Here is a 15,430-nt window from a genome sequence, read left to right on the forward strand (position 1 = left end):
TTAATGAAACTCTACAACCTTAAAGATCATAACGAGCAGGTCAGCTTCGCGCAGGCGGTGACTCAGGGACTGGGCAAAAATCAGGGGCTGTTTTTCCCGCATGACCTGCCGGAATTCCAGCTGACCGAGATTGATGACCTGCTGAAGCAGGATTTTGTCACCCGCAGCACCAAAATTTTGTCCGCGTTTATCGGCGATGAAATTCCGCAGGAGCTGCTGGAAGAGCGCGTACGCGCGGCATTCGCCTTCCCGGCGCCGGTTCAGCAGGTTGAGCCTGATGTTGGCTGCCTGGAGCTGTTCCACGGTCCGACGCTGGCGTTCAAAGACTTCGGCGGCCGCTTTATGGCGCAGATGCTGACCCACATCAGTGGCGACAAGCCGGTGACCATCCTGACCGCGACCTCCGGGGATACCGGCGCGGCGGTCGCCCACGCGTTCTACGGCCTGAAAAACGTCCGCGTGGTGATCCTCTATCCGAAAGGCAAAATCAGCCCGCTGCAGGAGAAACTGTTCTGCACCCTCGGCGGCAACATTGAAACCGTGGCAATTGACGGCGATTTCGATGCCTGCCAGGCGCTGGTCAAGCAGGCCTTCGACGACGAAGAGCTGAAGGTGGCGCTGGGTCTGAACTCCGCCAACTCCATCAACATCAGCCGTCTGCTGGCGCAGATCTGCTACTACTTCGAAGCGGTGGCGCAGCTGCCGCAGGACGCGCGTAACCAGCTGGTGATCTCCGTGCCGAGCGGTAACTTCGGTGACCTGACGGCTGGCCTGCTGGCGAAATCCCTGGGTCTGCCGGTGAAACGCTTTATCGCCGCCACCAACGCTAACGACACCGTGCCGCGCTTCCTGAAAGACGGTAAGTGGGCGCCGAACGCCACGCAGGCGACGCTCTCCAATGCGATGGATGTGTCTCAGCCGAACAACTGGCCGCGGGTGGAAGAGCTGTTCCGCCGTAAGATCTGGCGCCTGGGTGACCTGGGCTATGCTGCGGTGACGGATGAGACCACCAAATCCACCATGCGCGAGCTGAAGGCGGTGGGGTATACCTCTGAACCGCACGCGGCGATTGCCTATCGTGCGCTGCGCGACCAGCTTAACCCGGGTGAATACGGCCTATTCCTGGGGACCGCACATCCGGCGAAGTTCAAAGAGAGCGTGGAAGCGATCCTGGGCGAAACGCTGCCGCTGCCGAAAGAACTGGCCGAGCGTGCCGACCTGCCGCTGCTGTCCCATGAGCTGCCGGCGGACTTTGCGGCGCTGCGTAAGCTGATGCTGACCCTCGCGTGATTTTTGTCGGGTGCGGCTACGCCTTACCCGACCTACAACTGATGATGACGCGTGCGTGATTGTGTTGCTCGGTGGCGGCTTCGCCTTACCGGGCCAACAAAGACGAACAAACCGTAGGCCGGGTAAGCGAAGCGCCACCCGGCTTTTTTTGTGAAGAAATTAAGGAGAAAAATAGCAGGGAAAAAGCAGAAATTCCCAATAAATGCGGTCACTTAGCGTTTAGGATTGCAGAGAATAACATCCCCCGTTCCCCTCGCGTAATCTCCTTACAACGGCCCACGTTGGGCAACGATAATAAGGAGTCACCGATGTCAAAACTGAAACCTGCGCTGATTGCGCTTTCACTGATGCTGGTCGCTCCCATGGCGGTTCAGGCATCTGAAATTACCCTCGTACCTGCGGTCAAACTGCAGATTGGAGACCGGGATAATAACGGGCACTACTGGGACGGTGGCCGCTGGCGCGACCATGACTGGTGGAAGGCGCATTATGACTGGCGCGATAACCGCTGGCGTCCTCACGATGAGCATCGCGAGCGTGACCACCATCATGACGATCGTCGCCATGACGATCGCCGTCCGGGCCCGGACTGGAAACACCACTAATGCAAAACCCCGCCAGCGGGCGGGGTTTGTTTTTACTGCTCGTGGCGCTTAAATACCAGCTCGCCTTTCCCCGACGCTTCTTCGTCAAAGAAATAGCCTTCGCTGTTGAAGGCGGTTAGCTGCTCCGGCTTCGTCAGGCGGTTCTGAATGATGTAGCGGCTCATCAGGCCACGCGCTTTCTTGGCGTAGAAGCTGATCACTTTGAACTTGCCGTTCTTCTCGTCGAGGAACACCGGCTTGATGATGTCGGCATCCAGCTTTTTCGGCTTCACCGACTTGTAGTATTCATCGGACGCCAGGTTAATTACCACGTTATCGCCCTGAGCGTGCAGGGCCGCATTCAGCTTATCGGTGATGATATCGCCCCAGAAATGGTACAGGTCTTTGCCTTTGGCATTCTCCAGGCGAATCCCCATCTCCAGACGATAAGGCTGCATCAGATCCAGCGGGCGCAGTACGCCGTACAGGCCCGACAGCATGCGCAGATGCTGCTGGGCAAAATCGAAATCGGCTTCGCTAAAATCTTCCGCCTGCAGGCCAGTGTACACATCGCCTTTAAACGCCAGAATCGCCTGGCGAGCGTTGGCAGGGGTGAAATCCGGGTGCCACTCGTGAAAGCGGGTCGCGTTCAAATCGGCCAGCTTGTCGCTGATGCTCATCAGCGAGGCGATTTGCGGTGCTGAGAGCTTACGCGCTTCGCGGATCAGCTGTTGCGAATAGTCCAGCAGTTCAGGCTGGGTATAGCGCTCGGTGGCGAGCGGGCTCTGGTAGTCGAGCGTTTTTGCAGGTGAAATCAGAATCAACATATCCAGTCCTTGCAGGAAATTTAGAGCGACTTTAGCAAAAAAACGCCCTGAATTGATCGATAGCTGTTATTGCCGTGGCAAATCATCCCACGTGCCGGGGGCAAGCTGCGCCTTGATATCGGGATAGCGGGCGGGATCAAAGACCGGCGGAACGCCGAGTTTGCGCTGACGCAGATAGTCTCTGGCAATCAGGGTCACCACGGGCGAGAGCAGCAGGATCGCCGTGAGGTTAGTGATTGCCATCAGCGCCATAATGATATCGGCCAGCTGCCAGACCAGCGGCATACTGAGCAGGGAGCCTGCTACCACCATCAGGATAACCCCAAGACGCAGGGTTCCGATCGCGGCGCGGGAGTCGAGTTTCAGGAAAATAAGGTTATTTTCGGCGTAGAGGTAATTCACCACAATCGAGCTGAAGGCAAACAAGATCAGGATGAGAGAGACAAATCCGGCTCCCCAGCCGCCGGTCAGGGTCACCAGCGCCTGCTGGAGAAGCTGTATCCCGACGGTTCCCGACGCGTGGGGGACGGGGCCTGCCAGCAGCAAAATCATGGCGCTGGCGGAACAGATAATAATGGTATCGGTAAAGACGCCAATCATCTGCACAATGCCTTGTGCGGCCGGGTGTGGCGGCCAGGAAGAGGCGGCGGCTGCCGCATTGGGGGTTGACCCCATACCGGCTTCATTGGAGAACATGCCCCGCTGAAAACCCGCCATCAGCGCCTGGCTGAAGGTGTAGCCCAGCGCGCCGGATGCCACTTCGCGCCAGCCAAAGGCGCTTTTGACGATGGTGGCAAGCACGCCCGGCACCTGGTCGAGATGCAGTGCGGCGACGAACAGGCTCGCGGCAACCCAGAGCAGCGCCATAATGGGCACCAGCCACTGCATCAGGCGAGCGATACCCTTGAGACCGAATGAAATGGTAAGCAGAACGATCGAAGCTAAAGCGAGACCCGCGAGCCACTCGGGGCAGGAGAAGGCATAGCGCATGGCATGGGCGACCGAGTTCGCCTGGACGGTATTAAAAATAAGACCGTACGCGAGCAGTAAAAAAAGCGAGAACAGGACGCCCATCCAGCGCATCCCCAGGCCACGCGCCATGTACCAGGCTGGACCACCGCGAAACTGGCCGCGCTTATCTTTCTCTTTGTAGAGTTGCGCAAGCGAACTTTCGGCAAAGGAGGTGGCCATACCGAGAAGTGCCGTCATCCACATCCAGAAGACCGCGCCTGGCCCACCGGCGCTGATGGCCAGTGCTACCCCCGCCAGATTCCCGCTGCCCAGGCGTGCCGCAAGGCTGGTACAGAGCGCCTGAAACGACGTTAATCCGCCCGGCTGGGGCGTGACGCTGTTTTTCAGACTTCTGCCAAACTTGCGAATATAGCGAAACTGGATAAACCCACTGCGTAGCGTAAACCAAATACCTGCTCCCAGAAGCAGGTAAATCATTATCGAACCCCAGAGGACTTCGTTAATAAAGAAAAAGAAATCAGGCATTAACGTCCCTCTTGTTGATGCCAACGTGAATATGTAAGCGCTACCACTGATTGGGCATGCTGTTGCTTAGCAGCCTGTTAATATTCTGAGTTTATCATACTCTGCCTAAGCGCACTGTCTGCGGTTGCGCTACCCCTCCGTCGTGTTATCATCAGGGCAGACCGGTTACATCCCCCTAACAAGTAAACCTGTCATTTTTCCGCTGCAGGCATGCTGTCGGTAGCGTGAATTATCCAGGGCACGTTAAAAGAGAAACACTATCATGACGGATAAATTGACCTCCCTTCGTCAGTTCACCACTGTCGTAGCTGACACCGGAGATATCGCGGCAATGAAGCTGTACCAGCCGCAGGATGCCACAACTAACCCTTCTCTGATCCTTAACGCCGCACAGATCCCTGAGTATCGCAAACTGATTGACGAGGCTGTGACCTGGGCGAAAGCGCAGAGCAACGACCGCGCGCAGCAGGTTGTGGACGCTACTGATAAACTGGCCGTGAACATCGGTCTCGAGATCCTGAAACTGGTTCCGGGCCGTATCTCTACCGAAGTGGACGCGCGTCTCTCCTACGACACCAAAGCGTCTATCGCGAAAGCAAAACGTCTGATCAAACTGTACAACGATGCGGGCATCAGCAACGATCGTATCCTGATCAAACTGGCTTCTACCTGGCAGGGTATCCGCGCGGCAGAGCAGCTGGAAAAAGAGGGTATCAACTGTAACCTGACCCTGCTGTTCTCCTTCGCACAGGCGCGTGCATGTGCAGAAGCTGGCGTATACCTGATTTCTCCGTTCGTGGGCCGTATTCTGGACTGGTACAAAGCCAACACCGATAAGAAAGAGTACGCACCGGCTGAAGATCCAGGCGTGATTTCCGTGACTGAAATCTACGAATACTACAAACAGCACGGCTATGAGACCGTGGTTATGGGCGCAAGCTTCCGTAACGTCGGTGAAATCATCGAGCTGGCTGGCTGTGACCGCCTGACCATCGCGCCAGCGCTGCTGAAAGAGCTGGCTGAAAGCGAAGGTACTCTGGAGCGTAAACTGTCCTACACCGGTGAAGTGAAAGCACGCCCAGAGCGCATCACTGAATCCGAGTTCCTGTGGCAGCACAACCAGGATCCAATGGCAGTAGACAAGCTGGCGGACGGTATCCGTAAGTTTGCTGTTGACCAGGAAAAACTGGAAAAAATGATCGGCGACCTGCTGTAATCATTCCGCGTGACCGGGCTCCCGGTCACGCGACTGCTTTCGTACCCTGTCTGAATTTCCTCTCTGCGTGTATCATTCCCTTTAATCAGTACTCTTTGAATGGAATGGATATGAATACCTTACGCATCGGCTTAGTGTCGATTTCTGACCGCGCCTCCAGCGGTGTTTACCAGGATAAAGGCATCCCCGCTCTGGAAGCGTGGCTGGCCAGTGCACTGACTACCCCGTTTGAGATCCAGACTCGCCTGATTCCCGACGAACAGCCGATTATCGAGCAGACCCTGTGTGAGCTGGTGGATGAGATGAGCTGTCACCTGGTGTTAACCACCGGCGGAACCGGGCCCGCGCGCCGTGATGTGACGCCGGACGCGACGTTGGCGATTGCCGATCGTGAAATGCCGGGCTTCGGCGAACAGATGCGCCAGATCAGTCTACACTTTGTCCCGACAGCCATTCTTTCCCGCCAGGTAGGGGTGATCCGCAAGCAGGCGTTGATACTGAACCTGCCGGGCCAGCCGAAGTCGATCAAAGAGACGCTGGAAGGGCTAAAAGCGGAAGACGGCAGCGTCATCGTTCACGGCATCTTTGCAAGTGTACCGTATTGTATACAGCTGCTTGACGGCCCGTATGTCGAAACCGATGAGAAAGTGGTAGCAGCTTTTCGTCCTAAAAACGCGCGTCGCGAAACAATCTCCTGAAATTAATCAATATGTGACATAAGCTGAAGCGGCGATAGCGTGGTAACGGTTTTACGGTATAGTAATTTTTTCTTTACGATTGCTGTAAAAATAAATCCACAATACACGCATAATGGTTCGCTATGTCACATAACACCCGACCTCTGAATCGACAGGACTACAAAACCCTCACGCTCGCGGCCTTAGGCGGTGCGCTGGAGTTTTACGACTTCATTATCTTCGTCTTCTTCGCTGCCGTAGTGGGGGAGCTCTTCTTCCCGGCCGATATACCGGAGTGGCTGCGTCAGGTGCAAACCTTCGGCATTTTTGCTGCCGGGTATCTGGCGCGTCCGCTGGGCGGCATTATCATGGCCCACTTTGGCGATCTGGTCGGGCGTAAAAAGATGTTTACCCTCAGCATCCTGCTGATGGCGGTCCCCACGCTGGCCATTGGTCTGCTGCCCACCTATGCCTCGATGGGCATTCTCGCGCCGTTGCTGCTGTTGCTGATGCGCGTGCTTCAGGGCGCGGCGATTGGCGGTGAAGTGCCGGGCGCGTGGGTGTTTGTCGCAGAGCATGTTCCGGCGCGCCGGATTGGTATCGCCTGTGGAACCTTAACCGCGGGGCTGACGGTCGGGATCCTGCTCGGCTCGGTGGTCGCCACCATTGTGAATACCAGCATGACGCAGCAGGCCGTACACGACTGGGGCTGGCGTATTCCGTTCCTGCTGGGTGGGGCGTTTGGCCTGGTGGCGATGTACCTGCGCCGCTGGCTGCAGGAGACACCGATTTTCCTCGAAATGCAGCAGCGTAAAGCGCTGGCGCAGGAGCTGCCGGTGAAGGCGGTTGTGGTACGTCATAAAAAGGCGGTGGTGGTGTCGATGCTGCTCACCTGGCTACTCTCGGCCGGGATTGTGGTGGTGATATTGATGTCTCCGGTGTGGCTGCAAAAGCAGTACGGTTTCGCCCCAGCCGTGACGCTACAGGCAAACAGTATTGCGACAATCATGCTCTGCTTTGGCTGTCTGGCCGCCGGGCTGGCGGCAGATCGTTTCGGGGCCAGCGTTACCTTTATTGTCGGCAGCCTGTTACTGGCCGCTTCAAGCTGGGCGTTTTACCATCTGGCTGGCAGCCATCCTGAACAGTTGTTCCTGCTGTACGGCGTGGTAGGGCTGTGCGTGGGCGTTGTCGGGGCGGTGCCTTACGTCATGGTGCGCGCGTTCCCGCCGGAGGTTCGCTTCACCGGGATCTCATTTTCCTACAACGTGTCGTATGCCATTTTCGGTGGGCTGACGCCGATTGCGGTGACGGTCCTGATGAGCGTCTCTCCCATGGCTCCGGCCTGGTACGTGCTGGCGCTGTCGGTGATGGGGCTGGTATTGGGATTTTGGCTTCGTCAGGCGGGGGGATGTCGTGCCCGCGAGGCGGGCACGACAGAGGGATCAGTGTTTTTCACCAATCGGTAGCACGGTGCGGTCAAACTGCTCGTTCAGCACTTCACCCATTGCCAGGTAGATAGCGCTTGCGCCGCAAACCAGACCAATCCAGCCGGCAACGTGAACGATGCCTTCGTTATCCACCAGGTGACCGATTGCCAGCAGGGCAAACAGCACGGTCAGGCTCAGGAAGACGAACTGCAGCATGCGGTTGCCTTTCAGGGTACCGAAGAACATGAACAGGGTGAAGACGCCCCACAGGCCCAGGTAGACGCCCAGGAAGTGGGCGTTTGCCGCGTCTGCCATGCCCATTTTAGGCAGCAGCAGAATGGCGACCAGGGTCAGCCAGAAAGAACCGTAAGAGGTGAAGGCGGTTAAGCCGAAGGTATTGCCTTTCTTATATTCCAGCAGGCCCGCAAAGATTTGCGCGATACCGCCATAAAAAATGCCCATCGCCAGGATGATGCCATCCATCGGGAACATCCCGATATTGTGCAGGTTCAGCAGAATAGTGGTCATGCCAAAACCCATCAGGCCCAGCGGAGCCGGATTAGCCAACTTAGTGTTGCCCATAAGTCCTCAAAAAAATCATCATTAATATGGTGAAATGGTTAAACCCGCGTCAGTTCTCCCTGACGGGGCGCGGCATCATAATGGGCGCAATCGATGGCGTCTATGATCTCATCAGGGTGAAATTAAAATTTTTTTTATGCTTGCCCCTTGATGGATGCCGTCGCGACCCCATCTTGTAGTCAACCGCAGTGTGTGGACCTGAAAAAAATCAAATCTGGGCAGTTGAAAAAGCACGTTCTGCCCTTATTACAGGTACACAACCACATGTTGACTGAATTTTTAGTGGAGACGTTTAGATGGGTAAAATTATTGGTATCGACCTGGGTACTACCAACTCTTGTGTAGCGATTATGGATGGCACTACTGCACGCGTGCTGGAGAACGCCGAGGGCGATCGCACCACGCCTTCTATCATTGCTTATACCCAGGACGGTGAAACTCTGGTTGGTCAGCCGGCTAAACGTCAGGCAGTGACAAACCCGCAAAACACTCTGTTTGCGATTAAACGCCTGATCGGTCGCCGCTTCCAGGACGAAGAAGTTCAGCGTGACGTTTCCATCATGCCTTACAAAATCATCGCGGCAGATAACGGCGATGCATGGCTTGATGTGAAAGGCACCAAAACGGCACCACCGCAGATTTCTGCTGAAGTGCTGAAAAAAATGAAGAAAACCGCGGAAGATTACCTGGGTGAGCCGGTAACTGAAGCTGTTATCACCGTTCCTGCATACTTCAACGATGCTCAGCGTCAGGCAACCAAAGATGCTGGCCGTATCGCAGGTCTGGAAGTAAAACGTATCATCAACGAACCAACCGCGGCTGCTCTGGCTTACGGTCTGGATAAAGAAGTCGGCAACCGTACTATCGCGGTTTACGACCTGGGTGGTGGTACCTTCGATATCTCTATTATCGAAATCGACGAAGTTGACGGCGAAAAAACCTTCGAAGTTCTGGCAACCAACGGTGATACCCACCTGGGTGGTGAAGACTTCGATACCCGTCTGATCAACTACCTCGTTGACGAGTTCAAGAAAGATCAGGGCATTGACCTGCGTAATGACCCGCTGGCTATGCAGCGCCTGAAAGAAGCCGCTGAGAAAGCGAAGATCGAACTGTCTTCCGCTCAGCAGACCGACGTGAACCTGCCGTACATCACTGCAGACGCGACCGGTCCTAAACACATGAACATCAAAGTGACCCGTGCGAAACTGGAAAGCCTGGTAGAAGACCTGGTGAACCGTTCTATCGAGCCGCTGAAAGTTGCTCTGCAGGACGCTGGCCTGTCCGTGTCTGATATCAACGACGTTATCCTCGTTGGTGGCCAGACCCGTATGCCAATGGTGCAGAAGAAAGTGGCTGAGTTCTTTGGTAAAGAGCCACGTAAAGACGTTAACCCGGACGAAGCAGTGGCTATCGGTGCTGCGGTTCAGGGTGGCGTACTGACCGGTGAAGTGAAAGACGTACTGCTGCTGGACGTTACCCCGCTGTCTCTGGGTATCGAAACCATGGGCGGTGTGATGACTGCGCTCATCAACAAAAACACCACCATCCCAACCAAGCACAGCCAGGTGTTCTCTACCGCTGAAGACAACCAGTCTGCGGTAACCATCCATGTGCTGCAGGGTGAGCGTAAGCGTGCGGCGGATAACAAATCTCTGGGTCAGTTCAACCTGGACGGTATTAACCCGGCACCGCGCGGCATGCCACAGATCGAAGTCACCTTCGACATCGATGCTGACGGTATCCTGCACGTGTCTGCGAAAGACAAAAACAGCGGTAAAGAGCAGAAGATCACCATCAAGGCATCTTCTGGTCTGAACGAAGCGGAAATCGAAAAAATGGTTCGCGATGCCGAAGCTAACGCGGAATCCGACCGTAAGTTCGAAGAGCTGGTTCAGACCCGCAACCAGGGTGACCATCTGCTGCACAGCACCCGTAAGCAGGTTGAAGAAGCAGGCGATAAACTGCCAGCGGAAGACAAGACTGCTATCGAAGCTGCACTGAGTGCGCTGGAATCCTCACTGAAAGGTGAAGATAAAGCGGACATCGAAGCGAAGATGCAGGAACTGGCACAGGCTTCTCAGAAGCTGATGGAAATCGCTCAGCAGCAGCACGCTCAACAGCAGGCGGGCGCTGACGCTTCGGCGAACAATGCGAAAGACGACGACGTTGTCGACGCTGAGTTCGAAGAAGTTAAAGATAAAAAATAATCGCCCTGATGCAGGGTAATTAATCGGCACGGGCGTAGGAGAACTCTCCACGCCCGTGCTCGCATGTTAAGGGGCTTAAAAAAACCAATGGCAAAGCAAGACTATTACGAGATTTTAGGCGTTCCGAAAACTGCGGAAGAGCGTGAAATCAAAAAGGCGTATAAGCGCCTGGCCATGAAATTCCACCCGGACCGTAATCAGGGTGACAAAGAGGCTGAAGCCAAATTTAAAGAGATCAAAGAAGCCTACGAAGTCCTGACCGATGCACAAAAACGTGCAGCCTATGACCAGTACGGTCACGCAGCCTTTGAACAGGGCGGCATGGGCGGCGGTGGATTCGGTGGCGGCGGCTTTGGCGGCGGTGCCGACTTCAGCGATATCTTTGGCGATGTCTTCGGCGACATCTTCGGCGGTGGGCGTGGTCGTCAGCGCGCGGCGCGCGGCGCGGACCTGCGCTACAACATGGATCTGACGCTGGAAGAGGCCGTTCGCGGTGTTACCAAAGAGATCCGTATTCCGACGCTGGAAGAGTGTGACGTCTGCCACGGCAGCGGCGCGAAAGCGGGTACCCAGCCTCAGACCTGTCCAACCTGTCACGGCTCTGGCCAGGTCCAGATGCGTCAGGGCTTCTTCGCGGTACAGCAGGCCTGTCCGCACTGTCACGGTCGCGGTACGCTGATTAAAGATCCGTGCACCAAATGCCACGGCCACGGTCGCGTTGAGAAAACCAAGACCCTGTCCGTTAAAATCCCGGCTGGCGTGGATACGGGCGACCGCATCCGTCTGGCGGGTGAGGGTGAAGCTGGCGAACACGGCGCACCGGCAGGCGATCTGTACGTTCAGGTGCAGGTGAAACAGCACGCTATCTTCGAGCGCGAAGGGAACAACCTGTACTGTGAAGTGCCGATCAACTTCGCTATGGCGGCTCTCGGCGGCGAAATCGAAGTGCCGACGCTGGATGGTCGCGTCAATCTGAAGATCCCGGGCGAGACCCAGACCGGTAAGCTGTTCCGCATGCGCGGGAAAGGCGTTAAATCCGTTCGCGGTGGTGCGCAGGGCGACCTGCTGTGCCGCGTCGTCGTGGAAACGCCGGTTGGCCTGAACGATAAGCAGAAACAGCTGCTGAAAGAGTTGCAGGAAAGCTTTGGTGGTCCGACGGGTGAGAAAAACAGCCCGCGTTCCAAAAGCTTCTTCGATGGCGTCAAAAAATTCTTCGATGATTTGACCCGCTAATCCGTTAGCTGGTTTTTATCTTCAAAAAGCCCGGAAGCGATTCCGGGCTTTTTTTATTTACGGTTATTGCTCGGTAAAAGTGAATCTATACTCAATATTAATCTGTTTTTGCCGAGCTATTTGGCTTGGTATTATGGTTTTATCGAGGTATTGTTGTAAAAGAGAGAACTTAAATGAAATTACTACACCGTTTCTTTAGCAGTGAGGCGTCCGGTGGCGTGCTCCTGATTATTGCCGCAGCGGCCGCGATGGTGCTGGCTAATCTTGGCATCACGCGGGATCTCTATCATGCATTTCTGGAAACGCCCGTTGAGCTGAAGGTCGGGGCGCTGGAAATTAACAAGAACATGCTGCTGTGGATCAACGATGCGCTGATGGCGGTGTTCTTCCTGCTGGTGGGGCTTGAAGTTAAGCGTGAGCTGGTGCTGGGCTCGCTTGCCAGCCGCCAGCGCGCGGCGTTCCCGGTCATTGCCGCGCTCGGTGGGATGGTGGTGCCGGCGCTGCTCTTCCTGGCGTTCACCTGGCAGGATCCGGTTGCACGTCACGGCTGGGCGATCCCGGCCGCGACGGATATCGCCTTTGCGCTCGGGGTGCTGGCCTTGCTGGGAAGCCGCGTGCCGGTTGCCCTGAAAATCTTCCTGATGGCGCTGGCGATCATCGATGATCTTGGCGCCATTGTGATTATCGCGCTGTTCTACACCAGCGATCTGTCGATCCTGTCTCTGAGCGTGGCTGCCGGAGCGATTGCGGTGCTGGCGCTGCTGAACATCTTTAATGTGCGCCGCATTGGTATCTACATCCTCGTGGGGATGGTGCTGTGGACGGCGGTGCTGAAATCCGGCGTGCACGCCACGCTGGCTGGGGTGATCGTCGGCTTCTTCGTGCCGCTTAAGCCGCAGGACGGCAAGTCGCCGGCCAAACAGCTGGAGCATGTACTGCACCCGTGGGTCGCCTTTATGATCCTGCCCCTGTTTGCGTTTGCCAATGCCGGGGTTTCGCTGGGCGGCGTGACGCTGGACGGGCTGACGTCCGTGCTGCCGCTGGGCATTATTGCCGGTCTGTTTATCGGTAAGCCGCTGGGTATTAGCCTCTTTTGCTGGCTGGCGACGAAACTGAAGCTGGCGTCATTGCCGCACGGCACCACGTTTAAGCAGATTATGGCCGTCGGCGTGCTGTGTGGAATAGGGTTTACGATGTCGATCTTTATCTCGACGCTGGCGTTTGGCGCGCATGCGCCTGAGCTGATCGTCTGGGCGAAACTCGGCATTCTCATCGGGTCATTACTGGCCGCCGTAATTGGTTATACCTTGTTGAAGGTGAAATTGTCCGGACAGGCCGTCCAGGCATAACGGAACACCGGGAGAAGGCGATCCTTCTCCCGAAACACACTCAAGGAGCGAAGACGCGATGTCTCATTTGAATTACAACCATCTTTACTACTTCTGGCACGTCTATAGACAGGGCTCGGTGGTCGGGGCTGCAGAGGCGCTCTACCTGACGCCGCAAACCATTACCGGGCAAATCAAGGCGCTGGAAGAACGTTTGCAGGGCAAGCTGTTCAAACGTAAGGGGCGCGGGATTGAACCCAGCGAGCTGGGTGAGTTGGTTTTCCGCTACGCGGACAAAATGTTTACCCTTAGCCAGGAGATGCTGGATATCGTCAACTACCGCAAAGAGTCGAACCTGCTCTTTGATGTTGGCGTGGCGGATGCGCTGTCCAAACGGCTGGTGAGCGGCGTGCTGGATGCGGCGGTGGTCGAAGACGAGCAAATCCACCTGCGCTGCTTTGAATCCACTCACGAGATGCTGCTGGAACAGCTGAGCCAGCACAAGCTGGACATGATTATCTCGGATTGTCCGATCGACTCCACGCAGCAGGAAGGGCTGTTCTCGGTGAAAATTGGGGAATGCGGCGTGAGCTTCTGGTGCATTAATCCGCCGCCGGAGAAACCCTTCCCGGCCTGCCTGGAAGAGCGTCGACTGCTGGTGCCGGGAAGGCGTTCCATGCTGGGGCGCAAGCTCCTGAACTGGTTTAACTCGCAGGGGCTGAACGTGGAAATCCTCGGCGAATTTGACGATGCGGCGCTGATGAAAGCCTTTGGTGAAGCCCATAACGCCATCTTCGTTGCGCCAACGCTCTACGCGCACGATCTCTATTCGGACGACAAGATTACGGAGATAGGCAGAGTGGATAACGTGATGGAGGAGTATCACGCCATCTTTGCTGAAAGGATGATTCAGCATCCGGCGGTACAGCGAATCTGTAACCGTGACTACTCGGCGCTGTTTACGCCACCGGCAATCTGAAGATATAAAAAAACCCGCGTTAAGCGGGTTCTTTTAAAACAAGCAACAACAAGCGGCGATTAAGCCAGTTTGTTGATCTGCGCGGTCAGGTTTGCTTTATGACGCGCTGCTTTGTTTTTGTGGATCAGACCTTTAGCAGCCTGACGATCCACGATTGGTTGCATTTCGTTAAATGCGTTCTGCGCAGCAGCTTTGTCGCCAGCTTCGATAGCTGCGTATACTTTCTTGATGAAAGTACGCATCATAGAGCGACGGCTTGCATTGTGCTTACGAGCCTTTTCAGACTGAATAGCACGTTTCTTAGCTGATTTGATATTAGCCAAGGTCCAACTCCCAAATATGATCTATGTGGACAATTCAAAGGCCGAGGAATATGCCCTCTATACCTTCTTTTGTCAATGGATTTGTGCAAATAAGCGCCGTTAATGTGGCGACGCTACGTTACGTAGTGATGGCGCAGGATTCTACCAGCTTGTTGTCCGTGAATACAGCTTTTCGGCATAAAAATCGCAGTTCGCGAGCAGATTTTTTCGCTGCGAAAGGTCAGCCTGATGAAATCATTACGGCTTTCTGTTTTGCACGAACAATCGCCGGTTAACCTTAACCGCTGTACAAGGTATACTTTGGCGATTTTCACTGTTTTGAGCCAGACATGAAGCTGATACGCGGCATACATAATCTCAGCAGAGCCCCGCACGGGTGCGTGCTGACCATTGGTAATTTCGACGGCGTGCATCGTGGTCATCAGGCGCTGTTGCAGGGATTGCGTAAAGAAGGGGAGGCTCGCGGCCTGCCCGTAGTAGTGATGATTTTCGAACCGCAGCCGCTGGAGCTGTTCGCGGGCGACAAATCTCCCGCACGTCTTACACGCCTGCGCGAGAAGTTGCGCTATCTGGCTGAGCCCGGTGTGGACTATGTATTGTGCGTACGTTTCGATCGCCGCTTTGCCGCGCTGACAGCACAAAATTTCGTCAGCGACCTGCTGGTGAAGCGTCTTGGCGTGCAGTTTCTTGCCGTGGGCGATGATTTCCGCTTTGGCGCTGGTCGTCAGGGTGATTTCTTGCTATTACAGAAGGCTGGTCTGGAGTACGGTTTTGACGTAACCAGCGCGATGACCTTCTGTGAAGGCGGCGTGCGCGTCAGCAGCACGGCAGTGCGGCAGGCGCTGGCCAACGATGAACTGGATACGGCAGAAAACCTGCTGGGACATCCGTTCACCATCTCTGGTCGCGTGGTCCATGGCGATGCGCTGGGCCGCACGATAGGTTTCCCGACGGCGAATATACCGCTGCGTCGTCAGGTTTCCCCGGTTAAAGGGGTCTATGCGGTGGAAGTGGCAGGACTGGGCGATAAGCCGTTCTACGGCGTCGCCAATATTGGCACGCGTCCGACCGTTGCCGGTGTGCGTCAACAGCTAGAAGTGCACCTGCTGGACGTTGTAATGGACCTGTATGGTCGCCATATAGATGTGATACTGCGTAAAAAAATACGCAACGAGCAGCGATTTGGTTCGCTGGATGAACTCAAAGCGCAAATTGCGCGAGATGAATTAACAGCCCGCGAGTTTTTTGGGCTTTGAA

General features: G+C 55.6%; 14 protein-coding genes and 1 pseudogene. 11 read left to right on the plus strand and 4 right to left on the minus strand.

From position 1 onward, the window contains the following. Positions 1-3 precede the first annotated feature (3 nt). Positions 4-1,290, plus strand: coding sequence for a threonine synthase (gene thrC / locus ACHH0Z_RS11120; RefSeq protein WP_045406387.1), 1,287 nt, complete (start codon positions 4-6; stop codon positions 1,288-1,290). Between the two features lie 308 nt (positions 1,291-1,598). Beyond that, positions 1,599-1,895: a DUF2502 domain-containing protein gene (locus tag ACHH0Z_RS11125; RefSeq protein WP_023618636.1), complete on the plus strand. Its 297-nt coding sequence runs from the start codon at positions 1,599-1,601 to the stop codon at positions 1,893-1,895. 32 nt (positions 1,896-1,927) lie between these two features. Here ACHH0Z_RS11125 and yaaA read toward each other — a convergent pair whose 3' ends face one another. Beyond that, entirely contained in the window at positions 1,928-2,701 is a 774-nt protein-coding gene (gene yaaA / locus ACHH0Z_RS11130; RefSeq protein WP_045406389.1) for a peroxide stress protein YaaA, read from the minus strand. Positions 2,702-2,767: 66 nt separating this feature from the next. Next, positions 2,768-4,198 (minus strand): sodium:alanine symporter family protein, encoded by a 1,431-nt coding sequence (locus ACHH0Z_RS11135; RefSeq protein ID WP_021240561.1) that lies wholly within the window; start codon positions 4,196-4,198, stop codon positions 2,768-2,770. Between the two features lie 262 nt (positions 4,199-4,460). Here ACHH0Z_RS11135 and tal point away from each other — a divergent pair, with 262 nt between their 5' ends. The 3 genes from tal (at position 4,461) to ACHH0Z_RS11150 (ending at position 7,557) form a co-directional block, all read left to right on the plus strand. Further along, positions 4,461-5,414, plus strand: coding sequence for a transaldolase (gene tal, locus ACHH0Z_RS11140; protein ID WP_045406391.1), 954 nt, complete (start codon positions 4,461-4,463; stop codon positions 5,412-5,414). Between the two features lie 110 nt (positions 5,415-5,524). Next, positions 5,525-6,112 carry a molybdopterin adenylyltransferase gene (gene mog / locus ACHH0Z_RS11145; RefSeq protein ID WP_008502044.1) on the plus strand — a complete coding sequence of 196 codons (588 nt, stop codon included), beginning with the start codon at positions 5,525-5,527 and terminating at the stop codon, positions 6,110-6,112. A 122-nt stretch (positions 6,113-6,234) separates the two neighbouring features. Beyond that, positions 6,235-7,557: an MFS transporter gene (locus ACHH0Z_RS11150; RefSeq protein WP_045406393.1), complete on the plus strand. Its 1,323-nt coding sequence runs from the start codon at positions 6,235-6,237 to the stop codon at positions 7,555-7,557. On the opposite strand, the gene satP is transcribed toward ACHH0Z_RS11150, so the two are convergent. Continuing rightward, complete coding sequence (gene satP / locus ACHH0Z_RS11155) at positions 7,534-8,100, minus strand: acetate uptake transporter (RefSeq protein WP_008502042.1); 567 nt, start codon at positions 8,098-8,100, stop codon at positions 7,534-7,536. The two genes, ACHH0Z_RS11150 and satP, sit on opposite strands and share 24 nt — an antisense overlap. Before the next feature lie 296 nt (positions 8,101-8,396). On the opposite strand from satP, the gene dnaK reads away from it, so the two are divergent. The 4 genes from dnaK (at position 8,397) to nhaR (ending at position 13,850) form a co-directional block, all read left to right on the plus strand. Continuing rightward, complete coding sequence (gene dnaK / locus ACHH0Z_RS11160) at positions 8,397-10,310, plus strand: molecular chaperone DnaK (protein WP_008502041.1); 1,914 nt, start codon at positions 8,397-8,399, stop codon at positions 10,308-10,310. Between the two features lie 87 nt (positions 10,311-10,397). Beyond that, on the plus strand, positions 10,398-11,543 hold the full coding sequence (gene dnaJ, locus ACHH0Z_RS11165) for a molecular chaperone DnaJ (protein ID WP_008502040.1): 1,146 nt from the start codon (positions 10,398-10,400) through the stop codon (positions 11,541-11,543). Between the two features lie 173 nt (positions 11,544-11,716). Further along, the gene (gene nhaA / locus ACHH0Z_RS11170) at positions 11,717-12,892 is read left to right on the plus strand and encodes a Na+/H+ antiporter NhaA (protein WP_023326672.1); all 1,176 of its coding nucleotides are present in this window, start codon (positions 11,717-11,719) and stop codon (positions 12,890-12,892) included. 58 nt (positions 12,893-12,950) lie between these two features. Next, positions 12,951-13,850, plus strand: a complete 900-nt coding sequence (gene nhaR / locus ACHH0Z_RS11175; protein ID WP_008502038.1) for a transcriptional activator NhaR — start codon at positions 12,951-12,953, stop codon at positions 13,848-13,850. A 59-nt stretch (positions 13,851-13,909) separates the two neighbouring features. Here nhaR and rpsT read toward each other — a convergent pair whose 3' ends face one another. Next, positions 13,910-14,173, minus strand: coding sequence for a 30S ribosomal protein S20 (rpsT, locus tag ACHH0Z_RS11180; RefSeq protein ID WP_008502037.1), 264 nt, complete (start codon positions 14,171-14,173; stop codon positions 13,910-13,912). A gap of 115 nt (positions 14,174-14,288) precedes the next feature. Between rpsT and ACHH0Z_RS11185 the strand changes: the two are divergent. Further along, a pseudogene (locus ACHH0Z_RS11185) lies at positions 14,289-14,495 on the plus strand (DUF2575 domain-containing protein); the annotation flags it as partial. A gap of 7 nt (positions 14,496-14,502) precedes the next feature. Further along, the gene (ribF, locus tag ACHH0Z_RS11190; protein WP_045406395.1) at positions 14,503-15,429 is read left to right on the plus strand and encodes a bifunctional riboflavin kinase/FAD synthetase; all 927 of its coding nucleotides are present in this window, start codon (positions 14,503-14,505) and stop codon (positions 15,427-15,429) included. Position 15,430: the final 1 nt, after the last annotated feature.

Origin of the sequence: Enterobacter cloacae complex sp. 2024EL-00227 (assembly GCF_043945315.1) — a bacterium.
Classification (GTDB): Bacteria; Pseudomonadota; Gammaproteobacteria; order Enterobacterales; family Enterobacteriaceae; genus Enterobacter; species Enterobacter roggenkampii.